This window comes from Streptomyces sp. NPDC004838, assembly GCF_053600955.1.
Map to the genome: position 1 here is coordinate 97,780 of NZ_JBSGAW010000006.1, position 26,245 is coordinate 124,024.

Consider the following 26,245-nt stretch of genomic DNA (forward strand, 5'->3'; position numbering starts at 1 on the left):
CGCTGCCTCCGTCCCGGCACCCGCACCCACCCGATGAACCGGTACGGGGTGGGTGGCTGCGGGCCGGGGGCCGTGTCGCGGCGGGCCGCTCCCGCGCGGGGCGGGGCGGCCGACCCGTCATGCCTCCTGCGCCGACTTTCGCCGCCGCAGGAGACGGGCGATCGCCGAGGTACGGCTCGTGGTGTCCCGCCGCACGGCCATCCCGACGGCGAGCAGCAGCGCCAGCCCGTTGAAGAGGTCCGGAATCCACACGGGGGCCCCGGCGAGTTGCAGTCCCTTGACTCCGGTCGCCAGGACGTAGACCGCGATGACGGTGCCCCACACGTTGTAACGGCCGCCTCGGAACTGCGTCGACCCCAGGAACGCCGCCGCGAACGCGGGCAGCAGATAGCCGGGGCCGATGCTCGGGTCCCCGGTGGCCAGCCGGGAGGAGACCAGGGTGCCGGCGGCGGAGGCGATCACTCCGCAGGCGATCAGCGTGAGCACGATCGTGGTGGAGGTGCGCACACCGGCCAGGCGAGCGGCGTCCAGGTTCCCACCGGTGGCGTAGACCCGGCGGCCCGCGGGAGTGCGTTCCAGGACGTACCACACGGCCAGCGCCACGAGCACCAGGAAGTAGACGGGGTAGGTGACGCCGAACAACTGCCCGGTGGCGAGTTTCTGGTAGGCGGCCCCGAGGTCGAGGATCTGCTGGCCGTCGGAGATCCAGGTCGTGAGCGCCAGGAGCACCGAGGACACACCCAGGGTCGCGATGAAAGAGTCGATCCGGGCGCGCACGATCAGCAGTCCGGTCGCCAGGCCGATGGCGGCGCCCGCGACCAGGGTGAGCGTGACGGCGGCGGGAATCGGCAGATGCTCGGAGAGCAGCCACGCCGACAGGATCGAGCCGACGGCGACCTGGGACCCGATGGCCAGGTTGAAGACACCGGCGGACAGCGGGATGACCAGGCTGACCGCGGTCAGCGCCGTGACGGCCTGGTCGTCCAGCATGGCCTTCCACGTGTCCGCGTCCAGGAAGGTGTCGGGCACCCAGAGGGAGAACAGCAGGAACAGCGCGGCGAAGATGTAGAGGGCGCTGATGCTGCGGAAGGACAGGGCCTCACGGAGTCGGTTGCGCGGGCGCGGGGGTTCGGGTGACGGGCGCTCGGTGCGCGTCTCGGTGTCGTCGATGACGGTCATGTGGCTCATCTCAATCACGTGGGTCGCTGGGCGCGGACGTCGTGGACAGTCCGAGGCTTTCGCTGATCAGGCGGGCTTCGCTGAGTTCGTGCCGACCGAGTTCGGCACTCACCCTGCCGTCGCGGAGGATGAGGACCCGGTCGCAGAGATCGAGGATCTCCCCCGTGTCCGTGGAGGAGACGAGAACGCCTGTGCCGGCCGCCCGGGCTTCGGCGATCAGTTCGTGAATGCCGGCCTTGGCGGCGATGTCGACGCCCTGGGTGGGCTCGTCCAGCAGCAGCACGGCAGGTGCCACGCGCAGCCATTTGGCCATCACGATCTTCTGCTGGTTGCCACCGGAGAACAGGCGCAGCGGCCGGTCCGGCTGCGGCGGGCGCAGCGCGACGCGCTCCGTCCAGGTCCTCGCCTCGCTCCGTTCCGCGGTCCGGTCCAGTCGTCCGAACGCGCCGCGCAGCGGACGCAGCCGGGGAAGCGTCAGATTCTCCGTCGCCGTCATGGTCATGACGGCGCCCTGGCGCAACCGGTCGGCGGGCACGTAGGCCAGGCCGTGCCGGATGCTGTGGGCGGGGTCGGCGTTTCTGAGGGGGGTTTCGGCCACGGTCACCGAACCGGCGTGCCGGTCGATGGCGCCGAAGAGGGCTGCCGCCAGATGCTCGCGCCCCGAGCCGAGCAGCCCGCAGACTCCGACGATCTCGCCCTCGTGGATGTCGAGGTCCACGCCGTGCAGGACGTCGGTGACCAGGCCGCGGGCCCGCAGGGCGCGGCGGCCTCGCTCGTCGGAGTGTTCCATGCGGAACTCGGCCGGCTCGTTTCCCGCGATCAGGGTCACCAGCCTGTCGTGATCGACCTCGCCCGCCGGGACATCGGCGACGAGCCTGCCGTCGCGGAGGGCGACGACGCGGTCCGACAGCCCGAGTACCTCGTCGAGTCGGTGGGAGATGAAGACGACTCCCGCGCCTTCGGCGGCCACCCTGCGTACCGCGTCGAAGAGCAGACCGGCCTCGGCCGCGCCGAGCGCCGCTGTCGGCTCGTCGAGCACCAGCACATTGCCCGTCGGCGACCAGTCGCTCATGGCGCGGGCGATGGCCACGATCGTCCGCTCGGCGGCCGTGATCCCGGCGATGGGCGCGGTGACGTCGAAATCGCCGCCGAACCGGCGGATCATCCGTTCCGCCGCGAGGCGTTCCTCGCGTGCCCTGGCCGGCCGGAAGCCCCGCCGCCCGAGCGGGCGGGCGATGTCCAGGTTCTCGATCGTCGACAGACCGGGCACCAGGCCGAGGTCCTGGTGGATGAACCGCAGGTCCTGGTGTTCGATCACGGCGCCCGGGTCGGGCGTGTGGATGCCCGCCAGGACCTTGACGAGCGTGGACTTGCCGGAGCCGTTCTGTCCGACGACCGACACGACCTCACCGGCGCAGACCTCGAAGCCGACGCCGTCCAGGGCTCTGGTCCCGGCGAAGGACTTGGACAGCCCGTGAACGCGCAGCAGCGGTCGCGCGCCGCCGCTGCGGTCCCGGCCCGTCGGCGTGTCGTTCTCGTGTGCGGTGGGAACCGAGGCGCCGGCCGTGTCGGCGGTGCGGGGGGCCCGGGATGCGGATCCGCCCATCAGCCGGCCTTTCTCGCATTGGCCCACAGCTGGGAGAAGCGCTGCACGAAGTCCGGGTACGCCGAGAAGCCCTTGCTCACGTCCGCGGGGAGGTTGTCCTTGGTGATCAGCTGCAGGGGTACGTCACCGGCCTTCTGCGCATCGGTGAGGGGCTGGTCGGTGGCCAGGCGTACGGCCGCGTCGAGCTGTGTGAAGGCGAGGACGCCCGCGTCCAGGCCGACCGCGGCGTCGATGCCTCCGTTCTTCATGTCCTGGAGATTGGCCGGCACGGGTGCGGAGCCGGCGATCTTCACATCGGTGATGCCCGCGCTGCGCAGCGCGGGCGGCAGCCCGGTGGCGGTCTCCAGGCTGCTGAAGAGGGCGACGTCGGTGTCCGGATTGGCCTGGAGATCGCTCACCACTCGGCTGGGCGCGGTGGTGCCGATGGCCGACAGGGGAATGTCGACGTAACGCACCGTGCACGCGGGGCAGTTCTTCTTCAGCTCCTTCGTGAACGCGTCCGTGGCGACCTTCGTGAAGTCGAGTTCCGGATTGCGGTACCAGACGATGTCCGCGTCGCCGCCCGCGGTGACGATCGCCCAGTCGGCGAGGATCGTGCCGTGCCGCTCGTAGTTGACCGGACCGTTGACCGGTGCGTCGATGCCCTGCTCCGGGCCTCCCATCACACCGGCTCCGATGATGGGGATGCCCTCCTGGTCGAGCTTCTTGATGCTCGCGCCGACCGCGCCGAGGTTGACCGCGGGCAGCAGCAGCGCGGCCGGGTCGTCGGCGGCGATCGAGGAGAGAGCGGACTGCACACCGTCGGCGGAGTGGCCGCTCTTGACGGTCTCGACCGGCTCCGTGCCCATGGTCTCGGTCCCCATGTCGTAGAGCTGGTCCAGCAGGGCGCAGAACGGGGAGGCGCACTGCAGGAAGGAGATGCGCTGGCCGGGCGCCAGTCCTCTGGCCAGCGGCTGGTCGACGGGGAAGCGGGTGGGCTCGGAGTAGGTGTCGACGACCTCCTGGGCCGCCGCCATGTTGGCGTCACCCTTCGACGCCCCGGAGCCGCCGGCGCCGTCGCCGCCCGCACAGCTCGTCACGGTCAGAGAGACCGCGACGGCGATGGCCGCCACGGCGTGGGTCCTCCAGGAGCGGGGGAAGGCTCTTGACACTCGGGGCGTACGATCATCGCTGGTGATGGACACGGTTGCCTCTTCTCGCCGGTGGCTGCGGTCCGCGGCGGGAGCCGCCGCCGGTGGTCCGGGCGAACTGCCCGGAACCGCCGACCGCGTCGTCGTCCCTGCCGACGGGGTGTAACGGTCAGCTTGGCCGCACCGGCGAGCCGCGACATCGTCCACGCGACGCGCCTGAATCGGCTGTTTCGGTGGAAGGACCCGAGATTCCCGGCAAGGCGCCCTACGACATTCGTCGCACCGGGAAACGGCCGCCCCGAAGGGCCGGATCCCCTGCGCGGCCCTGGTCAGCGGGGCCAGGGCATCGCCGCCGGCCGCACCGAGGGCGCACCTGTCCACCGGCCGGGCCGCGTTCAGGCCGCCTTCCCTGCCATCGGTGAGGCTCCGGAAGGCGCCTCCTCGGACGTGCCGGCCTCGGGAGTTCCCGCGCTCCCCGCGCGAACGGGCCTGTCGGGGGTCCGCCTGGCCGGTCGTCGCCCCGCAGCCGCCGCGTCCGGGCCGCCGACGCCGCCCTACAACTGTCGAACAGTTGGGGTCGGGCCTTCGAACGCAGTCCGTCGCCGCACCCGGTCGTCCTGATGAGACTGAGGTCGCATTCGGACTCGAGGAGGATCTGCATGGGTACGACGGTTGACGCGATCATCGTCGGAGCAGGTGCAGTTGGAGCGTCGACGGCCCTGGAGCTCAGCCGGCGATGCCTGAGACGGGGACGGCTGTGACGGGGATGGCCTGCCCCGTCTTCGACAGATGACGAGGGGGGCCACCGGGACGTTCTACGGCTGTCTATCGCCCTCGGACAGGTGCCGCGGTTAGCTGGGGATCCCTACCAGAGGAGCAGTCAGATGGCACAGCGGGTCAAGGCAGTCGTCGCACGGAGCAAAGGCGCTCCCGTCGAGGTCGTCACCGTCAACGTCCCGGACCCCGGTCCGGGAGAGGCCGTGGTGAGGATCCAGGCGTGCGGGGTGTGCCACACCGACCTGCACTACCGCGAGGGCGGCATCAACGACGATTTCCCGTTCCTTCTGGGACACGAGGCCGCCGGTGTCGTGGAAGCGGTCGGTCCGGACGTCACCTCGGTCGTCCCCGGCGACTTCGTCGTCCTGAACTGGCGCGCGGTCTGCGGCGACTGCCGCGCCTGCGACCGCGGCGAGCCGCAGTACTGCTTCGCGACGCACAACGCGAAGCAGAGGATGACCCTCGAGGACGGCACCGAACTGTCGCCGGCCCTGGGAATCGGCGCTTTCGCGGAGAAGACGCTCGTCGCGGCCGGTCAGTGCACCAAGGTCGACCCCGCCGCCCGCCCCGCGGCCGTCGGTCTGCTCGGCTGCGGTGTGATGGCGGGCCTCGGTGCCGCCATCAACACCGGCGGCGCCACCCGCGGCAAGTCCGTCGCCGTCATCGGCTGCGGCGGTGTCGGAGCCGCGGCCGTGGCCGGCGCCGCGCTGGCCGGAGCAAGCCCGGTGATCGCGGTCGACATCGACCCCAAGAAGCTCGATGCCGCCAGGAAGCTCGGTGCGACGCACGTCGTGAACTCCTCCGAGGAGGACGCGGTCGCGCGCATCCGACAGATCGCGGCAGACCGCTGCCCCGGAGCCGAGGGTGCGGACATCGTCGTGGACGCGGTCGGCCGGCCGGAAACGTGGAAGCAGGCGTTCTACGCTCGCGACCTGGCCGGGACCGTCGTTCTGGTCGGCGTGCCGACCCCGGACATGCGGGTTCCGGACCTTCCGCTCATCGACGTGTTCGGTCGCGGCGGGGCCCTGAAGTCGAGCTGGTACGGCGACTGCCTTCCCTCGCGGGACTTCCCGATGCTGGTCGACCTGTACCGGCGGGGACGCCTGGATCTGGACGCGTTCGTCACCGAGGAGATCGGCATCGACGACATCGAGGCGGCGTTCTCCCGGATGCACGACGGCGACGTACTGCGCTCGGTGGTGGTCTTCTGATGGCGGCGCGGGTCGACCACGGCGTCAGCGCCGGGACGTTCTCTCTGGACGGGCAGACCTTCGAGGTGGAGAACAACATCTGGGTCGTCGGCGACGACGTCGAGTGTGTGGTCGTCGACGCTCCGCACGACGTCGACGACATCCTCGCGGTGGCCGGGGACCGACGGGTGAAAGCCGTCGTGTGCACGCATGCGCATGACGATCATGTGCGGGCGGCGCCGGAACTGCGCCAGAGGACCGGCGCGCCTCTTCTGCTGCATCCGGCCGACAGGCCGCTGTGGGAGCTGACCCACGGTCCCGAGGAGTCGGGGAACACCTGGGATGTCGACCTTCACGACGGAGACGTCATCGAGGTCGGCGGTACCGCGCTGCACGTCATCCACACACCGGGGCACGCGCCCGGTGCGGTCTGTCTCTACGCGCCCGGCCTCGGCCGCGTCTTCACCGGTGACACCTTGTTCAACGGCGGCCCGGGCGCCACGGGGCGTTCGTTCTCCGATCGCGGTGTCATCGAGGCATCGATCCGGGAGAAGCTGTTCCGTCTCCCGCCGGAGACGGTGGTGCACACCGGTCATGGCGCGGACACCACCATCGGGGCCGAGATGAAGAACCTCGTCTGACGGAGACGCTCACGGCCCCGGATCCGTCCGCCGCGCAGGATCGGCGGACGGCTCCGGGGCCGTCGGCTGTTCAGGGCCGCCCGCCGGATGGTGATCCGGCCGGGCGGGAGGCGGTCGCGGGTCAGCCCTTGAGGACGAAGGCGGGCTTGAAGTCCGGGTCGGTCAGAGCGGGCCGATCGGCACGGAAGTCCTGGATGGGATGGGAGGACCGGCCCTTGACGGCGAGTTCGGAGACGATCTCGCCCAGGAGGCCCGCGAACTTGGCGGCGTGACCGGCGCCGAGCCCCAGGATGATGTCCGGATGGCCCGGCATGGCGTCCACGATGAAATCCCGGTCCGGCGGCATGTCGTAGACACAGGTCTTGCTGTAGAGCTCGCGGGCGAGGCCGGTGGGCAGGTGCTTGCGGACGAACTCGGCGAGGAACTCGGTCTCCGCGGCGATGGGCTCCGTCGTGCGGGTCTTCTGGGTGACGAAGTTGCCGGTGACGTCACGGGAGACCTTGATGGCGACTTCGCCGTAGACGGGGAAGCCGTAGAACATGACGTCGGCGTGCCAGACCCAGAGCGGGAACGTGCCGATGGCGTAGTCGGGGAGGGACTTGGGGACGAAGTAGGCCACCTGCTCCTGGCTGATGGTGGTGTTCCAGGTGCCGCCGAGGGGCCCGAGGAGGTCGTCGCTCCAGGAGGCGGTGGCGACGACGACCTTGTCCGCGGTGAACACTTCGTCGTCGGTGTGCACGCGGACACCGACGACGAAGCTCTCCAGGCGGCGGACGGGGGTGTCGGCCCGGACCGTGACACCGAGGGACTGCGCCATGCCGATGTGGGTCTGGACGGCGCGGCGGATGTCGACGATGCCGGAGTCGGCCTGGATAGGTGGCGGTGACGTCCTCGTCGATGTTCCACTGCGGGAACTTCTCGATGAGCCCGGCGGTGTCCAGGACCTCGTAGGGGTGGCCGTTGTCGGCGAGGGTACGGCGGTAGTTCTCGACGGACTCGACGCCCGGGGTGCCGTTGATCGCGATGTCGAGGCCACCGGTCTTGAACAGGAGCTGCTGGCCGCTCTCACGGTGGAGGCGGTCCCAGTTGTCGTAGGCGGCCTGGGTGAGCCGACCGTAGGTGTTGTTGTGGTAACTGTGCCGGATGATCCGGGAGTGGTCGTTGGATGCGCCGCGGTGGTGATCGAGGTCGAACTGCTCGATGAGGAGGACGTTCGTCTGCCCACGCTCGGCGAGCCAGTACGCGGTCGCGGAGCCGATCGCCCCGGCCCCGATGACGATGGTCTGGAACTGGTTTGACATACATCCCCCTCACTGGCTGCGAATATGATCGCCACAGTGAAGCACCGGGACAGGGCAGCCGACAGTTGACGGCTGACGAGTCCCGGGGGCGGTGGAATTCGACATCTGTAGCAGACACGCTCTTGCGTTCGCATGCCCGACGGACGTCGGACGCGGGCGTTCTGCTCTCGACCATGCCGAGATCCTGTCGTGACGACACGGCAGTCGCCCGCACGCCGCGTTCGGAGAATCCGCCGCCCCGGCGTCCGCCTCCGCGCCCGGCGGCCCGTTATCGGGACCCGGGGTGAGAACGTGGGCGTCCTCACCCCCGTGGATCGGGCTCAGGCCCCGGGCGGTTTCAGGGGCCGACCAGGTGGTTCACGAGTTCGCCGATGCCCTCGACGCTGACCCGGACCTCGTCGCCGGCGCGCATGAACACCGGAGGATTGTGGCCCATGCCGACTCCGGCCGGCGTACCGGTGCTCAGTACATCGCCGGGTTCGAAGCTGAAGTACTGCGACAGATCTCCGATGAGGTCGGCGATGCCGGTCAGCAGGTCCGAGGTGTTTCCGTCCTGCATGAGCCGGCCGTTCAGGGTGGTCCTGATCGCCAGGTTCTCGGGGTCGGCGATCTCATCCGCGGTGACCACGGCCGGCCCCATCGGACAGAAGGTCGGATACTGCTTGCCGAGCAGCATGTCGGTCCAGGCCCAACGCCCGTCCTCCGGTGTGGTGGCGCTGGTGACCTTGGGGACCGCGTCGCGGGCGGACACATCGTTGATGATGGTGTATCCGCCGATGTAGTCCATCGCGTCCGCCGGCTTGACGGCGTGGCACCGGCGTCCGAAGACCACACAGAACTCGCCCTCGAAGTCGACCATGTCCGGGGCTCCGGCGGGGATCCGGACCGCTGCCCCGGTACCGACCACCGAGTGCGGCGACTTGACGAACCACGCGGCCTTCCTGGGCGGCTCCCCGCCCATCTCCAGTACGTGCGAGCGGTAGTTGACGCCGGCGGCCACGATCAGGACCCGCTCGCCCAGTGGTGCCAGCAGGGTGGCGGGCTGAGGGACGAGCCACCCCAGTTCCTTGGCACGCCGGGGCTCCGCGCCGACCTTCGCCAGCACCCCCCGCACGGTGTCCTGGTAGTCCTGTCCGCGCCGGAAGACGTCGGCGACGGTCGAGGGCGCCACGACGCCGTGGGCTTCCAGGACGCGGGACAGGTCGACCACACCCAGGTCCGGCAGGTCGACGCCTGGTGCCGGTCGTCCGGACGGGTCCGCGTAGCTGACGAGACGCATCGAGTCTCTCCAAAATGGTGTCGAGAAGGCAGTTCGTTGTCGGGAGGGGCCGGTCTTCCCCGCCGTGCGCGGCGCCAGTCCCCCTCTGCGAGGGCGGGACTGGCGGACCGGACATGAGCGCTCGGGGGGGCTGCCGCTATTTGAAGCTCTCCGGCGGGAAGGTGCCCCACTCGTCCGCGGACCGCGGGTCGGTCACCGACCAGTGCATCGGCGAGTAGTTCTCGTCGTCGAGGATGGTCATCTCCTCCGAGGAGAACTCCATGATGTGCCCGACGTGGTCGCGGAAGTAGATCGCGACGTTGTGGCCGGGACCGTGGCGCACCGGCCCCCAGAGGATCTCGACGCCGTTCTTGGTCATCGACTCGGACGCCTCCAGCACGGCGGCCGCGTCCTTGACCGTGAACTGCACGTGGTGCAGCCCGTTCACGTCGGCGCGAGCCAGCGCCATGCAGTGGTAGAGCTTGCTGCCGCGGAAGAAGGCCATCAGCGCGGACGAGTCGGGCAACTGGATCTGCGAGCTCTCCATCAGACCCAGGCTCGTCTTCACGTACTCGATCTCGCCTTCCATGTCGACCGTGCGCAACACGACGTGGTCGGAAGCGATCGGCGCCGGTGCCACCGAGGGCCGGCGGGTCGACGCGGCGACGGGAACGTCCGGTACGAACCCGGTCCTGAGCTCGATCGGGTGACCGGCGGGGGTCCGGAAGCTCAGGGTCGGTCCCGGGCGGAACGGAGAGGTCTCGTCGTTGCGGGTGACGTCCACACCCGCCTCGGCGAGCATCGACGCGGCCTCCTCGAACGCCGCGTCGTCGGTGACGATGTAGGAGATGGTGTCCAGACCGCTCACACCCGGCGTGTAGACGAGCGAGTAGGCGTCCGGCCCGTGGCCCGCCAGGTAGTACCGGCCGTCGTCGTCGTGACCGGCGTGCTGGAAGCCCAGGTGCGTGACCGCGTACTCGGCCGAGGCGGCCGGGTCGGGGCTGAACAGCGAGACGTGGCCGGTGCGGTAGATGCCCAGGCCCTTCGGCTTCGTGGTGGGTTCGACCGGTCGGGGGATCTGCAGCGGTTCGGTTTCGACGGACATCGTGCGGCTCCAAACGGTGGTGGGGTCGGTCTCTGGTGTGTCGTTGTGTTCGATGGGTCGGTACGGTCGGCTCAGCCGACCGCGGTGTGGAGGCCGTTGGTGATGACCTTGGCCGACTCGGACTCCAGGACCGAGACGAGGACGGCGATGTCCTCCTCGCCGTGGCCCTGGGCGCAGGCGGCTTCACAGATGTTCCGCACCATGCTCAGGAGCGGCATCGCCGCGTCGGCTTCCGCGGCTGTGGCCATGATGGCCTCGACGACCTCGACCGCGCCGGAGACGGTTCCCTTCACGGGGCGGGTCTGGCCCTCGGCCATCATCGGCGCGCGTACGTTGAACATCGTCGACGCCGCGGCGGACGGCCTGATCGTGTCGATGACCAGCTGAGTGTCCAGGCCCACGGCCTTCGCCAGCGCGATCGCCTCGGCGGCGGCCGTGATGTGGACGAACGTCAGCGTGTTGGCCACGAACTTCATCTTCGAACCCGACCCGAAGTCGCCGGTGGAGATGACTCTGCCCAGAGCCGCGAGGGCCGGGCGGACCCGTTCGAGCGCGCTCTCCTCGCCGCTGGCGAACACCGTTCCCTGGCGCTGGGCGACCATCGGCGGGGTGCCGCTGACCGGAGCGTCGATCATGGTGATGCCGTGGGACCGGAGAACGTCGCGCGCGGCCTCCTTGCGGCTGAGCGCCATCGCACCGATGTCGACCACGAGCAGGTCGGACCGGCCGGCGGCGAGCAGTCCCCGTTCGCCGCTGATCACCTCGTCGAGCGCGTCCGCCGAGGTGACGCAGGTGAAGATGACGTCGGCCCGTTCGGCGACCTCTTGTGCCGAGCCGGCCGCCTTGCCTCCGAGGGCCTCGAAGTCCGCCATCGAACTGCGTCGGTAGCCCCACACGGTGTAGCCGTCGGCGATGAGATTCGCCGCGAACGGCAGCCCGATCTTGCCGGGGGCGATCAGACCGACGGTGAGGTCGGAGCCTTGCGTCGTCACCATGTGTCTCCTTGGTAGGTGCGCCGTTCGCGCGGGTGGATGAGGGTTGTGATCAGCGCAGGTGGTAGCTGCGGTCCGAGAAGTCGACGGCGATGTCGATGCGCCCTTGGTGCACCTGCCACTCCTCGACACGGAACGTCCGGGCGCCGCTGCTGTGGAATGGATCGGCCGCGGCGAGGGCTGCGGCCTCCTCGGCGCTCGTGGCGCGGACGATCAGCATGCCGCTGGGCCCGGGGTTGCCCGTCGCGTCGAGGAACGGACCGGACATGAGCAGCGCGCCCTGCTTCTCCAGGCCGATGAGGTACGCCAGGTGCGCGGGGATCTGGGCGGGGAGCTCCGCGGGCCGGGGTCCGGGATCGGAGAAGATCACGAAGAACTGCTTGTTCAGCGAGCCCGCGGTGGGGCTCGCTCCCGCCCCGGTCATGGCCGTCGGCCCTTTTCGGCCGCCAGTTCCATGATGCGCGGGTTGCCGTCGTTCCACAGCAGCGTCATCGTCACCGATTCGAGCAGCCAGCCGGTCTCGGCGCGGACCAGGCCGAAGGTGTATGTCCCGTTGGTCGCCGTGTAGGGGCTGCCGCCGGGGTTCGCCAGTCGCATCTCGACCCGGGCGTGCACGACGCAGGTCGCGTGCTCGCCGTCGACGCTGATGTGCGGCAGCGACAGGAAGTGCTGCGAGGCGTCGGTGTGCACGATGGTGGCGTTCCATCGGGCTTCGAGGTCGTCGGGGCTGAGCACGGCGGCCGGTCGGCCGGTCACGGACTCGTAGTTCCAGGTGACCTGTTCGGCCAGGTACCCGACCGCGCGCTTGATGTCCCGGGTGTCCAGGGCGAGGACGAAGGCCGCGACGGTGTCCTCGACTTCGGCGCGGTCCCGCGCGTAGTCGGTCCGTGCTGCGGAGTCTGTCATCGGAACCTCCTCGTGTTGTGTCGGCCGGCGGTCACACCTGCTGTGGGCACGCCCGCTCCTGGTAGTAGCCGAGTGCCTTGAGTACGGGGATGTCCGTGTGCGAGAACAGGATCGCGGGCTCGTTCTCGGTGTTGATGTGCTCGTGCACCGACCATCCCGGCACCGTGAAGGTGTCGTGTTCGGACCAGTCGAGCACCTTGCCGTCGACGATGGTCTGGCCGCGGCCACGCACCACGTGGTAGATCGCGCTGCTGGTGTGCTGGTGCGCGGCGGTGTGCATCCTGGCCGGCAGCGCCTGGATGTAGGCGCCCATGGTCGGCATGATGGAACCGCCGCTGTGCGGGTTGGTGAACTCGAAGATGACGCCGTCGGTCGGGGATCCGCTCCCGTCGTCGAGGGCGGTCTTGAGCAGCTGCTCGGTCTGGCTCCACGGGTAGTTGATGACGGGCGAGTACGGCTTGTCCCAGGTCTGCCAGGCCGGGTTCAGCCGGCTTGTGGCGTAGAGCCGCTCGGTCGAGTCCGCGGGGCGCGACTCGTCCTGGACGCGGTCGGGTCCGTCGACGAAGAAGTTCGCTTCGAGCTTGTTGATCAGCGGCAGATCGAGTCCGTCCAGCCATACCACCGGCTCGTCGGTGAAGTTGCCGTGGTCGTGCCAGGCCCAGGACGGGGTGAGGACGATGTCGCCGGGGTGCATATGCGCCCGCTCGCCGTTCACCGCGGTGTAGGCGCCCGACCCTTCGATGACGAAGCGGAACGCCGCCGCCGCGTGCTTGTGCATCGGCGCGATCTCGCCCGGCAGCACCAGCTGGATGCCGGCGTAGAGGTTGTTCGCGGTCTCCACCTCGGGCGCCAGAGCGGGGTTGATCAGCATCAGGACGCGTCGCTCCGCCTCCTCGGCGCTGATCAGCCGGCCCGCGGTCATCAGCTGCGCGCGGACGTCGTCGTACCGCCAGACGTACGGCACCGCACGGCTCTTCGGCTCGGTCGGCAGCAGTCGCGGATCGGTGTTGCGCCACAGGGGCTCGACGCTCAACGAGCCGAGGCCCGCGTAGTACTGCTCGGCGTCGACGGCGGATGCCGTGCTCTCTTCGCTGGTCTGAGTCATGTGCTCTTCTCCTGGCTTCTTCTGTCCGGCACCTGCGCCGAAGGGGTTCACCAACTGCGCTTGACGACGGGCAGGTTCAGTTCACCCAGGCCGTCGATCTCGGCACGTACGACATCGCCCGCCTCGATCGGGCCGACGCCTTCCGGAGTCCCGGTCGCGTAGATGTCGCCGGGCCGCAGGGTGACGACGTTGCTCGCCTGTTCGATCAGCTCGCCGATGCCGACGATGAGGTCGCGGGTGTTGGCGTCATGACGCAGTTCGCCGTTGACCCACAGTCTCAGGCCGAGGTTGTCCGGGTCGGTCACCTCGTCGGCGGTGACGATGAACGGGCCGATCGGTGTGAAGGTCTCGAACGACTTGCGCATCGTGCGCTCTTCCTGCCGGTCGCCCTCGGTACGCAGGGTCAGGTCGAGCAGGACGAGGTAGCCGAAGATGTGCTCGGACGCCTGCGCGGCCGGGACGGCGCGGGCGGGCTTGCCGATGACGACTCCCAGTTCCACCTCGTGGTGGAAGGCGCGGCCCGGCATGGGGGGCAGTTCGATCGCGTCGGCGGGTCCGGAGATCGATCCTGAGCTCTTGACGAAGAAGCCCACGTCGCGAGGCGACTGCAACGCCTGCTGGTTGGTCGGACGGTACTGCGAGTCGCTCATCTCGTCGACGTGGGCGTGGTAGTTGGCCGGCGCCGCGAGGACCTGCCCGGGACGCGGGATCGGAGGCAGCAGCGTCACATCGGTCAGCGAGTGCTTCTCCGCCGAGGCCAGCGCCGTCTGGAGCGGCTCCTTGAGCTCGTCGAAATGCTCGATCAGCTCGTTGATCACATACGGAGTGCCGTGCCAGCGGCTGTCGACGACGTCGGTGACATCGCGCACCGTCGCGCCGTCGACGATGCCGATGCGGAATTGGTCGAAGAGTGCGATACGCATGGAGTGGGTGGTTCCTTCGCGGTTCGGAGTCGGGGCGCCGGGGTGGGCCGGGCGCCGGTCGGGCTGGGCGAGTTCCCAGGGAGGCTGGTGGGCTTTCGTGCGGATCGGGCTGGATCAGGGAGTGGGACCGCGCGGTGCGGGTGTCTCCATGGCGGGTGAGCTGGAGGGGCGCGCGGGTGTCGAAAGGGGAGAGCGCGCGGAGGTCCCGGGGTACGAGGGATCGGGCACGGTCGACCGTCGACACCCGCTCAGAGCGCCCCGTGGGGGTCCCCCGGACGGAGTCCGGGGGAGAACCGAGCCCCGAAAAAGCGGCTTAGTGGTCGCCCGGCTGCGGGGGCGGCGGGGGTCCCCAGCCCGGTGTGACACCGGCCGTCTCCAGCAGAGCGACCGCGGTGTCGGCTGCCCTCCGGCTGAGCTGTGCCACGTCCACCCCGACGAGTGCGCCGTCGCGCTTGACGGCCTTGCCCGCGACGAAGACGGCGTCGACGGTCTGCCGGCTCGCGTGATGCACGATCGAGGCGATCGGATCGAGCACCGGGGCCATCGAGATGTGATCGGTACGGATCATGACGATGTCGGCCTGCTTGCCCGGAGTGAGGCTGCCGGTGGTGTCCCCCATCCCCAGTGCGCGGGCGCCCTCGATGGTCGCGAATTCGAGCACGTCACGGGCGGAGATGTCGAGCTGCCACGGGTTGACCCCGTTCTCCAGCGCACGGTGGTTGGCCAGGCCGCGCGTCACCGCCAGTGCGAAGCGCATCGCCGTGAACGGGTCACCGCCGACCGCCATGCAGGTGTCGATGCCGATGTTCGGCCTGATGCCCGCCTTGAGCAGCTGGGCGATCGGCGGCCAGCCGTGCCCCATCGCGGACTCGTCCTCGGGAGTCACCGAGGCCGACACGCCGGCGTCGGCCATCAGCCGGAACTCGTCCTCCGTGAGCAGGTTGCAGTGACCGAAGATCAGGTCGTCGCCGAGCAGACCTTCCTTGTGCAGCCGGGTCACGTTGGGCCGGCCCTCCGGGTCGAGCACCCCCATGCCGATGTGGGTGTTGATCCGCAGACCGAGTTCGCGTGCGAGCGCGAAGTCGGCCCGTACGACGTCCATGGTCGAGGAGTCCGGTCCGCGTACCGCCAGGCCCATGGTGACGAGCCCGGAGTCGGAGGAGAAGTGCTGGGTGCGTACCCGGCGGATCTCGGCCTCGTTGCTGGGGGTGGTGCTGGTGAAGGGCGGTGAGAGGATCTCCAGCTGTTCGGACATCGCCCCGCCGTAGCCGAACATCGCGCGAATGCCGCTGGTTCGCAGCGCGCGCACGGTCTCGTCTGTGTGCTCGGGCGACGACTGGTTGTGGGAGTAGTCGAAGACCGCGGTGACCCCGCAGTCAAGGGAGTCGTAGGCGCCGAGGGTGGTCCCCAACGACATGTGCTCCGGCGTCATGTGCGGGCCGAGCATCCCGAACATCGTCGTGAAGTACTGAAACAGGGACCAGTCGGTGGCCATTCCGCGCAGGAGCGCCTGGAACAGGTGCCGATGGGAGTCGATGAAGCCGGGGATCACGATGTGCCGTGAGGCGTCGACGATGTCGGCGCTCCCTTCGGCGATCTCCAGATCGGGGCCGATCGCGGCGATCGTCCCGTTCTCGATGAGCACATCGCCGACCAGGTCACCGACCGTCGGGTCCATCGACACGATCCGGCCACCGCGCAACAGCGTGCGCGCCGCCGTCATGGTGTGGCCGCCTTACACCGGTGAAGAGCAGAGTTCATTCGGGAACCCCTCCTGTGAACGGTGGGTCAGTCTGTTACTGTTCTGCATTACAGAACAAGAGACTGTGACACAGAACAATATGTTCGCACCGTTACGAAGCTGTCAAGAGCGTCGTGGCCTGATTCGCCGGAGTACGCGACTCGCTCGCCCCGGATGGCGCAGCCCTCCCGACAGCGCTCCCGTCATCCGCGGCGGATCGGCGAGCGGCGTCGGACGCGGTGCGACGCCGGGGCGGAGAGACGTCCGTGCGGCGGGCGTCTTCGGACGTTCCCGCAACGCGGCACGGGGGCATCTCACCGGCCGTAACGCGCAGGGGGGTGCTGTGGCTGTCGTCGCGCGCCCGCCGGGGATGAAGGGACAGCCCTTAGACTCTGCGCCGTGCCTCGGGACTTCAGACGCGCATTGAGGAGCACTGAATGGTCGCGCCAGCCAAGGAGACGGATACGTTGACCCCGAACTACCCGATCGGCTCAGTCGACAAGGCGCTGCGGCTGCTGTGCGTCCTCGCCGAGGAACGGGCGATCCGGGTCGCCGACGCCGGCCGGAGGATCGGCGTCGCCCGGTCGACGGCCCACCGGCTGCTGGAGATGCTCCAACTGCATGGATTCGCTCAGCAGGATCCGGTCACCCGCGCATACGTGCCCGGGCCGAGGCTGCTGGACATCGGGGCGGCAGCGCTCACCAACCTGGACATCCGGGCGATCGCCAGACCCGTCATGGAGGAGTTGGTGGCCGAGGTCCAGGAATCGGCGCACCTGGTGATCCTCTCCGGCGCGGACATGCTGATCATCGAGGCGGTCGAGAGTTCGCGCGCGTTGCGTGTGGGCTCCCGAGTCGGTGTCCGGATGCCGGGCTACGCCGCGGCCGGCGGACGGGCCATTCTCGCGGAGCTTCCCGAGGACCGTCTGATGTCCATGTTCCCGTGCGAGGAACTGGACGTGATCACACCGAACACCCTCAGCAGCCGCACCCGACTGATCGAGGCGCTGGAGGAGGTGCGTGAGCGCGGGTTCGCCGTGTGCGTCGGCGAGGTGGAACCCGACGTGGCCACGGTGGCGGCGCTGATCCCGAACGGTGATCGCGTCACCCCGGCCGCGATCACCGTGTCGGTCCCCCGCTTCCGGTTCGCGGAGGAAGATCTCACCAGGCTGGCGCATGCCACCATGCAAGCGGCGCGGCGCTGTGCGGCGGCGGTCTGAACCGGCGCCGCCCACCCGTTGGACGCGATGGGCCGGGCAGTCCCCGCCGAGCGCGACCGTGAGTCCCCCATCGGGCGGAGCCCCCGGGGATGAGCCGTCGGACCGCCAGAACCCACGAAGAACGAGGTCAGCGCTCGGCGGCCCGCCGCAGCAGCGGCGTCAGCCGGTAGTCGACGAGTTGGCGCATGACGAGGGCGGTGTTGGTGCGTTCCACCCCCGGGATGCCCAGAATCTGGCCCGCGACGCGATAGAGATCGTCGGCGTCCGTGGCGACGACGTGGACGAGCAGGTCGGTCTCGCCCGAGAGGCCGTGGACCTGAAGTACCTCGGGGACTGCCGCGAGGGCCTCCGCGACCTGGTCCAGTCTGCGCTGGGTGACCTGGGTGGTCACAAAAGCGGTGAGGGGATAGCCCAACGCCGTGGGATCGACCCGGCGTTCGAAGGAACGCAGCTTGCCGGTGCGGTCGAGCGAGGCCAGGCGGGCCTGAACCGTGTTGCGGCTGAGCCCGCTCTGCTCGGCGAGCGCGATGGTCGTGGCGCGGGGGTGTTCGGTGAGTGCCAGGAGGAGGCGGGCGTCCGTGGAGTCGATACGCTCGGGCTTGTGCACGATGCTGCCTTTCGAGCAGAGCGAAGGCCGGTTGTTGGGCATTCTGCGCAACTTCCCGGCAGGATCTTGTGCACATTCTGATGTCGTGGTGTCCTTACTGACAACGACTGCACCCACTTGGAGCGCGGCGCCGGCGGTGATCCGGTCGGTCCCACTCGCCCCTGGGGCAGTACTGCTTCGCGTGTCTTCCACGCGCCCCCCATTTTCTCTTTTCCAGCACGGTGCCTCCCTGTTTCCGCCGGGGTCGCCGGGCGTGAGGAGGCTCGTTTCCCATGTCCACCGCATCTGAGACCCGTCCGCGTACCGCAGCGGATCCCTTCGCCGTCCTCGGCGAAGTCGAGGACCGTGTCCTGTGGCTGTCCAGCGCGATCGTCGACCATGCGAACCGGGTGCGGCCCAACCCCTCGGGTCTGAAGGTCGGCGGCCACCAGGCGTCGTCCGCGTCGATGGTGTCCATCATGACCGCGCTGTGGTTCCGCCATCTGCGCCCCGAGGACCGGGTCTCGGTCAAACCGCACGCCTCACCCGTACTGCACGCCATCAACTATCTGCTGGGCGAGCTGGACGCCTCGTATCTGCCGACGCTGCGTGCCTGGGGCGGCCTGCAGAGCTACCCGAGCCGCTCGAAGGATCCCGATCCGGTCGACTACTCCACCGGCTCGGTGGGCATCGGCGCCACGGCCACGATCTGGGGGGCTCTGGCTCGCCGGTACGCGGACAAGTCCGGCGACGACGGCTTCAGGGGCCGGCAGTACGCCCTGGTCGGCGACGCCGAACTCGACGAAGGCGCCGTGTGGGAGGCACTGCTCGACCCGCAGGTCCCCGAGCTGGGCGAGCTGGTGTGGATCGTCGACCTCAACCGGCAGTCCCTGGACCGCGTCGTTCCGAAGATCGCGGCGGACCGGCTCCGGAGCATGTTCGCGGCGGCGGGCTGGCAGGTCCTCACACTCAAGTACGGCACACTGCTGGAGGAGCTGTTCACCCGTCCCGGCGGGGACGCTCTGCGTGCTCGGATCGATGCCATGTCCAACCCCGAGTACCAGCGGCTGCTGCGCTGCCCGGCGGACGAACTGCGTGAGCGGCTGCCGGGAACCGGCGCGGACGCCGACCGGATCTCCGATCTGCTCAGCGGGCTCGACGACGCGCTGCTGACCGAGGCGATCCGTAATCTGGGCGGACACGACATGGCCGCCTTGGACGCCGCGCTGTCGGCGATCGACGACACCCGGCCCACCGTCGTGCTGGCCTATACGGTCAAGGGCTACGGCCTGCCGTCCCAGGGCCATCCGCAGAACCACTCCTCACTGCTGACGGAACAGCAGATGCGGGAGCTCGCCGACCGGGTCGGGACGGATGCCGACCACCCCTGGGTCGGGTTCACGTCCGATTCGGCGGCGGGACGACTCTGTGCGGAGGTCGCGACGCGACTGCGCCACGACGCCCCGGCTGCGGCGGCCCCGCCGGCCCTCCCCGTGGACATCGGCCGCACACCGGCCGGTACGGCGACCACACAGGCGGCGCTGGGCAGGGTGCTGCTCGACCTGACCCGGTCTGCGCCGGAGGCGGCCCGCAGGGTGGTGACCGTGAGTCCGGACGTCAGCTCGTCGACCAATCTGGGCGGCTGGGTGAACAAGGTCGGCGTCTGGTCGGCCGGTGAGCGCACGAACTGGTTCGCCGACGACCCGGAGACCATTCTGCACTGGCGCGAGAAGCCGACCGGGCAGCACATCGAACTGGGTATCGCCGAGACCAACCTGGTCGGCCTGCTGGGAGAACTCGGCGCGACCTGGAGCCGGTGGGGTGAGCCGCTGCTGCCCATCGGAGTGATGTACGACCCCTTCGTCCAACGGGCCCTCGAGCCCTGGTCCTTCGGAATCTACGCCGGGGGCCAGTCGATCCTGGTGGGCACGCCCTCCGGGGTCACTCTCGCCCCCGAGGGCGGGGCCCACCAGTCCATCACCACCCCGTCCCTCGGTGTCGAACAGCCCGGCTGCATCACCTACGAACCGGCGTTCGCCATCGACACGGAGTGGACGCTCCTGGCGTCCCTCGCCCGCCTGGGGCGGCCCGACGGCACCTCCGCCTATCTGCGGCTCTCCACCCGTCCCGTCGACCAGAGCCTGGCGGACGTGCCCGGCGACCCAGCCGCCCGCGAACGCCGCAGGCAGCAGGTCGTCGCGGGTGCCTACCCCCTGCTCCGGCGCGAGGGCGCCCAGGTCACCATCGCCGCGATGGGCGCGATGGTGACCGAGGCCCTGGCCGCCGCCGACCGGCTGCGCCTGATGGGAGTCACGGCGGATGTGGTGTGTGTGACCAGCCCGGGCCTCCTCTTCCGCGCCCTCAACTCCCGCCTCGGGCAGGACGATGCCCCCGACTGGATCCTCGACCAGGTCTTCCCCGCCGACCGGGCGACCCCGCTCGTCACCGTCCTGGACGGGCATCCGCACACGCTCTCCTTCCTCTCCACGATCCACCACGTGCCGCTCCGCACTCTGGGCGTCACCCGCTTCGGGCAGTCCGGTTCTCTGGAGGAGGTCTACCGCTATCACCGCATCGACACCGACAGCATCATCCGGGCGGCCCTCGACCTCACCGAGTAGGAGCGCCCGCCGCACCACCGTCCGGCCAGACCGACCCCTGGTGCCGCGTCACTCGCACACCTGAGAGGCCGTTCCGCCTGCGTGAAGCACGCGCGCAGGCGGACGGCCCGCTGTCCGCCTCCTTACCCCGCTCCGCGCGGGGAAGGGGCATGGCCTGTTGGGCACTGCCGTGTCCGGTGCGGACATCCGCCCCTCCGTCGGGAACGACCGCCACGCCGGTGAACCGGAAGCTCTGGCGGCGACCGCATGGAGCCTTGCATGGCGCAGCGACTCCCTCGGACTCTGTCGGGTCCCGTCTTCCCGCAGCGTTCTCCGGAGGCCGTTGCGCCTGTTGATCACGCGATCCGCCATACTCGCGCACTCTCCGACTCTGCACAATCCTGCACAGCGATGAACGCTATGCTGCACATTCTGCACGGGCGATGAGGTGTCGCCCGGAGAGCAGGCGGGTCGTACCGGGCATCTTGCCACTCTTCACCCCTTCCCGCCCTCACTCTTCAAGAGATTTTCGCGAGAAGCCGCGCAGACCTTGCACGAATACTGCACATGCGTCCACTATGACGCACATCGCAATCGGCGCTCACACGACTGTGTGGAGGATTGGCTGTGACGGACAACAGAGTGCGCATCCCCATGGGGTGGGCCCGCCGTTCCCCCCGAAGACGAACGGTCCGGATGACGGGAGCGGCGCTGCTCACCACCGCGCTGACCGTCGCCCTCGCCGCTTGCGGCGGCACGGGCACGGACGGGAAGACCGGTACCGAGAAAGCCGGTGACGGGCCGAGCGGAACGCTACGCTTCGGCACGAATCAGCAGTTCACCGACTGGGACCCCGTCACCAAGCAGAACAGCACCTTCACCTCGCTGGTCTACGAGTCGCTGCTCAGCATCGCCCCGGACGGCTACACCCTCCGGCCGCAGCTCGCCACCGAGTGGAAACAGACCCCGCTACAGGTCGACTTCACCCTCCGCTCGGGCGTCACCTTCCACGACGGCACACCCTTCGACGCCGAGGCCGTCGTCAAGAATCTGGAGCGCGTCAAGAACACCCCCAGTCAGTACCGGAACCAGCTTGCCGCCGTCAAGTCGGTCACCGCGGTCGATGCCACCCATGTCCGCATCGACCTCAAGGAACCGGCACCGAGCCTCGTCAACAACCTCGCCCGCTTCGCGATGTACATGATCTCCCCCAAGTCGCTGGAAGCGGGCGACTGGAAGACCGCCGGCGTCGGCACCGGCCCCTGGAAGTACGACGCCAAGGCGTCCACCAAGGGACTGCGCACGGTCGTCACCTCGTACGACAAGTACTACGACAAGAAGTCCGTCGGGCCGGCGCGCATCGAGGTCACGCAGATCAACGACCCCGACAGCCTCTACAACGCGCTGCGCGCCGGACAGCTCGACGTCGTCTGGGCCAGCCCGCCCCTGGCGGAGCGCGCCGAGAAGGAGGGCCTCAAGTCCACCTCGTTCCCGTCCGTGCTCTGGCACCTCCAGATGTACGACACCAAGACGGTGTTCAAGGACAAGAAGTTCCGCCAGGCCGTGTGTCACGCGATGAACCCGCAGGACTACCTCGACGCGGCGCTCGGCGGCAAGGGCGAGATCCACACCCAGCGCTTCCCCGAGGGCCAGCCCGGCCACAATCCGTCCCTGAAGGGCTACCCCTACGACGTCGCCAAGGCGAAGCAGCTGATGTCCGAGCTGGGGGGCGGGAAGCGCTCGTTCACACTGATCAGCTATGACACCCAGCGGCCCGTCGCGGAGCTGTTCCGCAGCCATATGGCGGAGATCGGGGTCGACGTCACACTCGAACTGCCCAACTTCGCACAGTTCCTGAGCTCCTTCCAGAGCGGCGAGTACCCGGCGTCCATCCTCTCCGACGGTTCGCGCTCCGGCCCTGACGACTACTACAACCGGAAGTTCGCCCCGGACGCGGCGGGCAACCCCCTGAAGCTGCCCTACCCGGGGCTCGCCTCCGCCGCCGCCGAGGCGCTGGCGGCGACGACGCCTCAGGCGCAGGACGCGGCCTGGCAGAACATGTCCAAGATCATCGACGAAGAGGCCCTGGACTGCGCCTACTTCGACTACTCCGGCTTCTGGGCGTACAACCCGAAGAAGGTCGAGAACATCGTTTCCACCAACAGTGACGTCGCGGTGTTCCGGTACAAGGAGGCCAAGCCCCAGGGCTGAGCAAAGTCCCCCAGGCGGAGGGCCGCTGCTGTGGAGCACGGCCTTCCCGCCCCTCGAACGGCCGCGTGAGCACATGCCCACGCCCGCCCCGTCGGCGAAGGGTTCGCCCACAACGCGATCTCCGCCGCACTGTCCGTCACCATCCCCGTCTTTCAGGGAGTCAGCTGTGCCCGAAACCCACATCAACGAGTCCAGACTGCTGATCAAGGGCGCCACCGTCCTCACCATGGACCCGGCGCTCGGTGACCTCACCACCGGTGACATCCTCATCGTCGGCGACCGCATCTCCGCCGTCGCCTCCGAGTTGTCCGACCCGGAAGCCGAGGTGATCGACGCCCGCGGGATGATCGCCATCCCCGGCCTGATCGACACACACATGCACGCCTGGCAGACCCCGTTGAAGGGGCTGCACGCCACCGGCTGGACCTTCGACGACTACCAGTCCCGTGTGTTCTACCTGCGAGAGCACTTCAGCGTCGCGGACATCCACGATGCCACCCTCGCGGGCTCCATCGAGATGCTCGACGCCGGAGTCACCGGAGTCCTCGACTTCTGTCACAACGTGATGTCGGCCGAACACGCCGAAGCGGCGCTGAACGCTCACCGTGCCACCGGGCAGCGGACGCTGTGGGCGTACGGAATGCTCGGCACCTTCGACGGCCCCCGTGAGGAAGACGCCTGGCGACTCGACCACGTCAGCGCGATGCGCAAGGAGACCGGCGACGACGGGCTGCTCCGGGTGGGTATGGCGCTCGCGTCGATCGAGCGCGGCAGCATGGACCAGATCGCCAAGGAAATCGGGCTGGCCCGTGAACTCGGCATGCAGATGACCGTCCACCAGAACCCGGCCGGCCAGATCCGCGACCTGCACGAAGCCGGACTCCTCGGCCCCGACATCGTGCCCGCGCACTCCAATCAGGCCGACAACGAGGAACTGGAGCTCATCGCCGCCTCCGGCGGCAGCATCTCCTTCACCCCCGAATGCGAGTTCGGCGGCGGCCGTTCCATGACGGTCCTCAACCGCGCCCACCGGGCCGGGGTCGCCTCCAGCCTCGGAATCGACACCCCGGCCCGAGTGGACATCGATCTGTTCGCCACCATGCGCCTCACCTTCCTCCTGATGCGCAGCGTCGACGCATTCGACGAGCGCGAGGCCGGCCGCTACCCACTGGCCCGCCGCCCCGGAACCCCTCTGGTCGAACCCCGCCACATGCTGGAGTACGCCACGGTGAACGGGGCGCGCGCCATCGGGCTCGGCGACGACCTCGGCCGGCTCGCCCCCGGACAGCTCGCCGACATCGTCCTGATCAACACGGAGCCCTACGGAGTGGCCCTGGGCGACCCTGCCGCCCATGTGGTCCTGCGGACCCAGCCCAGCGATGTGGACACGGTCGTCGTCGGCGGAACCGTCCGCAAGCGGAACGGCAAGCTGACGGACCTGGACCGCGCCGACGCGGGCGCCGCGACCCACAAGGTCCGCGAGCGGATCTTCGCCGACGCCGAGTCTTCGGCGCGGGGCGACGGCAGGTGAGGTAGCCCGGCGTCCAACGGCCGTCCGCCGCCCGCCCACGTCTTCCTCACGGTCACCCGCGCCGCCGAACTCACCGTGGGGAAGGCGGAAACGGATCAGCCGGACTCGTCCCGCTCACCGTCCCCGGACTCCGGCGACCGGGCTCAAGGTCCGTGCGCGCCCCGATGGCCCCAGAACGCGTCGAGCAGGGCGGCGAACTCCTCCGCCCTCTCGATCTGGGGCATGTGACCCGTGCGGGGGAACATGTGGGTGCGGGCCCGAGGGAGGGCGTTCGCCGCGTTGGCGAGATGGGTGGGAGGCAGGATTCGGTCGTGGGTCCCCCAGACGACGAGTATGGGGATGTCGAGCGCCGCCACCGCCGTCAGCAGGTCCGTGCGCCAGTCGCCGTGCACGCCGCTCAGCGAACCGAGCGTACGGACCACATGGCGCAGTGTTCTGGCCGCGTTCGGTCGTCGGGCCAGTTCCAGGGCCAGATCGACGCGGTCGGTGGTGGCGAAGGCGGGGTCGTAGTAGAGGGAGCGCTCCGTTGTCCGTGCGCTGCGCTTGTCGGGGTGCAGCAGGAGCCGCCAGAGGAGCGGCAGATCGAGGACGCGCAGCGCCCAGGTGACCTCGCGGCCGAATCCGGCGCTGTTGGCCAGCGCCAACGAGGCCACGCGGGCCGGGTGGTGGACGGCGAGCCGCATCGCGACGGCTCCGCCCAGCGAATTGCCCACCAGGTGCACGGGAGCGGTGACCCCGAGCCGGTCCAGGGACTTCGCGACGTGTTCGGCCATCGACGCGAGCCCGAGGTCCGGCGGCGCCTGGGACCAGCCGAATCCTGCGAGGTCGAGGGCGAGCAGCCGCCGCGTGGGCAGTGCGGTCCGCAGCGGTTCCCAGTCCTCCAGGCTGCGGCCGAGACCGTGCAGGAGAACTACGGGCGACCCGGTGCCGGTGGCCCTGTAGCGCACGCGGTACCCGTCCACGTCCACGAATCCCGTGGGGGTCTCATCTGTCACGGCCGGTCTCCGTCACCTCGACGACCACGCCGTCGCGGTCCGGACCGCCGTCGCTCGCGAGGGTGGGTACCTCACGTGTCAGATCGGCGAAGAACCGCTCGGCGTCGATGACGGTCTCGGGCGGGTGGACGCCGGGCCTGACGCGAGTACCGTCCAGCAACTGGGCGAGCCCCAGTGCCAGGGGGACGCCGGTCGCCTCCGCCATGTCGTCGATCAGCGATGCCGTGCCGGACGTCTCGGCGAGCCGGGCGAGAACGGTGACCGGCCGGCCGTCACGGGTTCCGGTGGCCACGGCGAAGAACGGCGGCAGCGACCCGGGGCCCTTCAGGGTCATGGCGCCCATCGTCGCGCGCAGCGCACGGGAGACCGAGGGCTTGGCGAGGTCGGCGGCGGCGGTCTCGTTGGTGAGCTTGCCCGCGTCGATGTCGCGGCGCAGCACGTCCAGGTAGGCCACGGTGCCGGGGGTGACGACCATGAGGTTGGCGGCCTCGCCGCTGGGGCGGAAGCTGCGGTGGAGGGTGACCGGCTCGGGGTGGCCGACGGTGTAGGCGGTGCCGGAGCGGTCCGCGGAGACGGTCAGGGTGACGGGCAGGAGCGGCCTGCGGTGCACGAGCCGGCCTCCGCTCACCACGGCGACCTTGCCACTGATCTGCTCCATCCAGTGCACGGCGGCGGCGCTGGGACGCCCGTCGGCGTCGAGGAGTTGCGCGTCGTCCTCGGTGTTGTCGCCGGAGACGTCGACGGGCCACGCGGTGTACACGTCCTCGACCTGGTCGAGGTGGTCGATCGCCCGCGCGGCGAGGAGGTTGCTGACACCGGGGCTGGCGCCCATGCCCACCACCGCGCAGACCCCGGTGGCCCGCGCCGTCTCGTCCAGCTCGAGCATGCGCTGGGTGGGTTCCCAGTCGTCGCAGATGTCCAGGTAGTGCGTGCGGGTGGTGATGGCGGCACGGAGCACGGCCATGCCGAACCGGTAGTACGGGCCGACCGTGTTGAGCACGATGTCGGCCTTCTCCATCGCGGCCCGCAGGGCGGCCTCGTCGGTCACGTCCACTTGCAGCGGTCGCATCCGCGTGCCGCTGTCGGCGAGACGGCGCACGAGTCCCTCTGCCGCCTCCAGCCGGCGGTCGGCCACCACGATCTCGGTCACACCGGACAGTCCGGTTGCCACACGGACCGCGACCGCCCCCATCGCTCCGGGGCCGCCGAGTGCCAGGATCCTCATCCACTCACTCCTTCTATCGAATC

General features: G+C 69.5%; 21 protein-coding genes and 1 pseudogene. 6 read left to right on the forward strand and 16 right to left on the reverse strand.

Annotated elements, in window-relative coordinates; translation table 11 throughout:
- Positions 1 to 117 precede the first annotated feature (117 nt).
- The 3 genes from ACWEFL_RS09290 to ACWEFL_RS09300 are packed head-to-tail and all read right to left on the reverse strand — an operon-like array spanning position 118 to position 3,897.
- Positions 118 to 1,188 carry an ABC transporter permease gene (locus tag ACWEFL_RS09290; RefSeq protein ID WP_451709704.1) on the reverse strand — a complete coding sequence of 357 codons (1,071 nt, stop codon included), beginning with the start codon at positions 1,186 to 1,188 and terminating at the stop codon, positions 118 to 120.
- 1 nt (position 1,189) lies between these two features.
- Positions 1,190 to 2,785, reverse strand: a complete 1,596-nt coding sequence (locus ACWEFL_RS09295; protein WP_451709707.1) for a sugar ABC transporter ATP-binding protein — start codon at positions 2,783 to 2,785, stop codon at positions 1,190 to 1,192.
- The gene (locus ACWEFL_RS09300) at positions 2,785 to 3,897 is read right to left on the reverse strand and encodes a sugar ABC transporter substrate-binding protein (protein ID WP_451709710.1); all 1,113 of its coding nucleotides are present in this window, start codon (positions 3,895 to 3,897) and stop codon (positions 2,785 to 2,787) included. Before ACWEFL_RS09300 ends, ACWEFL_RS09295 begins: the two co-directional genes overlap by 1 nt.
- Before the next feature lie 902 nt (positions 3,898 to 4,799).
- Here ACWEFL_RS09300 and ACWEFL_RS09305 point away from each other — a divergent pair.
- Complete coding sequence (locus tag ACWEFL_RS09305; protein WP_451709711.1) at positions 4,800 to 5,903, forward strand: S-(hydroxymethyl)mycothiol dehydrogenase; 1,104 nt, start codon at positions 4,800 to 4,802, stop codon at positions 5,901 to 5,903.
- Complete coding sequence (locus ACWEFL_RS09310) at positions 5,903 to 6,523, forward strand: MBL fold metallo-hydrolase (protein WP_451709714.1); 621 nt, start codon at positions 5,903 to 5,905, stop codon at positions 6,521 to 6,523. The genes ACWEFL_RS09305 and ACWEFL_RS09310 overlap by 1 nt, the downstream gene beginning before the upstream one ends.
- A gap of 121 nt (positions 6,524 to 6,644) precedes the next feature.
- Here the strand turns inward: ACWEFL_RS09310 and ACWEFL_RS09315 are convergent, their stop codons facing one another.
- From ACWEFL_RS09315 to ACWEFL_RS09360, 10 genes and pseudogenes are all read right to left on the reverse strand, one after another.
- Positions 6,645 to 7,340 carry an FAD-dependent oxidoreductase gene (locus tag ACWEFL_RS09315; RefSeq protein WP_451709716.1) on the reverse strand — a complete coding sequence of 232 codons (696 nt, stop codon included), beginning with the start codon at positions 7,338 to 7,340 and terminating at the stop codon, positions 6,645 to 6,647.
- Between the two features lie 139 nt (positions 7,341 to 7,479).
- Positions 7,480 to 7,824, reverse strand: a pseudogene (locus ACWEFL_RS09320) (FAD-dependent oxidoreductase); the annotation flags it as partial.
- 337 nt (positions 7,825 to 8,161) lie between these two features.
- Positions 8,162 to 9,103 (reverse strand): fumarylacetoacetate hydrolase family protein, encoded by a 942-nt coding sequence (locus ACWEFL_RS09325; RefSeq protein WP_451709719.1) that lies wholly within the window; start codon positions 9,101 to 9,103, stop codon positions 8,162 to 8,164.
- Between the two features lie 136 nt (positions 9,104 to 9,239).
- Complete coding sequence (locus tag ACWEFL_RS09330; protein WP_451709722.1) at positions 9,240 to 10,187, reverse strand: VOC family protein; 948 nt, start codon at positions 10,185 to 10,187, stop codon at positions 9,240 to 9,242.
- 71 nt (positions 10,188 to 10,258) lie between these two features.
- Complete coding sequence (locus ACWEFL_RS09335) at positions 10,259 to 11,182, reverse strand: NAD(P)-dependent oxidoreductase (protein ID WP_451709724.1); 924 nt, start codon at positions 11,180 to 11,182, stop codon at positions 10,259 to 10,261.
- 49 nt (positions 11,183 to 11,231) lie between these two features.
- A complete protein-coding gene (locus ACWEFL_RS09340; RefSeq protein WP_451709727.1) occupies positions 11,232 to 11,603 on the reverse strand; it encodes a YciI family protein in 372 nt (123 codons plus the stop codon).
- Positions 11,600 to 12,085, reverse strand: a complete 486-nt coding sequence (locus tag ACWEFL_RS09345; protein WP_451709729.1) for a nuclear transport factor 2 family protein — start codon at positions 12,083 to 12,085, stop codon at positions 11,600 to 11,602. The genes ACWEFL_RS09340 and ACWEFL_RS09345 overlap by 4 nt, the downstream gene beginning before the upstream one ends.
- A 31-nt stretch (positions 12,086 to 12,116) precedes the next feature.
- The gene (locus ACWEFL_RS09350; protein WP_451709731.1) at positions 12,117 to 13,190 is read right to left on the reverse strand and encodes a cupin domain-containing protein; all 1,074 of its coding nucleotides are present in this window, start codon (positions 13,188 to 13,190) and stop codon (positions 12,117 to 12,119) included.
- A 47-nt stretch (positions 13,191 to 13,237) separates the two neighbouring features.
- Positions 13,238 to 14,113, reverse strand: a complete 876-nt coding sequence (locus ACWEFL_RS09355) for a fumarylacetoacetate hydrolase family protein (RefSeq protein ID WP_451709734.1) — start codon at positions 14,111 to 14,113, stop codon at positions 13,238 to 13,240.
- Between the two features lie 313 nt (positions 14,114 to 14,426).
- Complete coding sequence (locus tag ACWEFL_RS09360; protein WP_451709737.1) at positions 14,427 to 15,836, reverse strand: amidohydrolase family protein; 1,410 nt, start codon at positions 15,834 to 15,836, stop codon at positions 14,427 to 14,429.
- A gap of 455 nt (positions 15,837 to 16,291) precedes the next feature.
- On the opposite strand from ACWEFL_RS09360, the gene ACWEFL_RS09365 reads away from it, so the two are divergent.
- Positions 16,292 to 17,074, forward strand: coding sequence for an IclR family transcriptional regulator (locus ACWEFL_RS09365; RefSeq protein ID WP_451709740.1), 783 nt, complete (start codon positions 16,292 to 16,294; stop codon positions 17,072 to 17,074).
- A gap of 127 nt (positions 17,075 to 17,201) precedes the next feature.
- Here the strand turns inward: ACWEFL_RS09365 and ACWEFL_RS09370 are convergent, their stop codons facing one another.
- The gene (locus ACWEFL_RS09370; RefSeq protein WP_451709743.1) at positions 17,202 to 17,723 is read right to left on the reverse strand and encodes an Lrp/AsnC family transcriptional regulator; all 522 of its coding nucleotides are present in this window, start codon (positions 17,721 to 17,723) and stop codon (positions 17,202 to 17,204) included.
- A 230-nt stretch (positions 17,724 to 17,953) separates the two neighbouring features.
- Between ACWEFL_RS09370 and ACWEFL_RS09375 the strand changes: the two genes are divergently transcribed.
- From ACWEFL_RS09375 to ACWEFL_RS09385, 3 genes are all read left to right on the forward strand, one after another.
- A complete protein-coding gene (locus ACWEFL_RS09375; RefSeq protein ID WP_451709745.1) occupies positions 17,954 to 20,281 on the forward strand; it encodes a transketolase-like TK C-terminal-containing protein in 2,328 nt (775 codons plus the stop codon).
- A 606-nt stretch (positions 20,282 to 20,887) separates the two neighbouring features.
- Positions 20,888 to 22,471 (forward strand): ABC transporter substrate-binding protein, encoded by a 1,584-nt coding sequence (locus ACWEFL_RS09380; RefSeq protein WP_451709747.1) that lies wholly within the window; start codon positions 20,888 to 20,890, stop codon positions 22,469 to 22,471.
- A gap of 166 nt (positions 22,472 to 22,637) precedes the next feature.
- Positions 22,638 to 24,002: an amidohydrolase family protein gene (locus ACWEFL_RS09385; RefSeq protein ID WP_451709750.1), complete on the forward strand. Its 1,365-nt coding sequence runs from the start codon at positions 22,638 to 22,640 to the stop codon at positions 24,000 to 24,002.
- 143 nt (positions 24,003 to 24,145) lie between these two features.
- Here ACWEFL_RS09385 and ACWEFL_RS09390 read toward each other — a convergent pair whose 3' ends face one another.
- Positions 24,146 to 24,997: an alpha/beta fold hydrolase gene (locus ACWEFL_RS09390; RefSeq protein WP_451709753.1), complete on the reverse strand. Its 852-nt coding sequence runs from the start codon at positions 24,995 to 24,997 to the stop codon at positions 24,146 to 24,148.
- A complete protein-coding gene (locus tag ACWEFL_RS09395; RefSeq protein ID WP_451709755.1) occupies positions 24,987 to 26,222 on the reverse strand; it encodes a saccharopine dehydrogenase family protein in 1,236 nt (411 codons plus the stop codon). Before ACWEFL_RS09395 ends, ACWEFL_RS09390 begins: the two co-directional genes overlap by 11 nt.
- Positions 26,223 to 26,245: the final 23 nt, after the last annotated feature.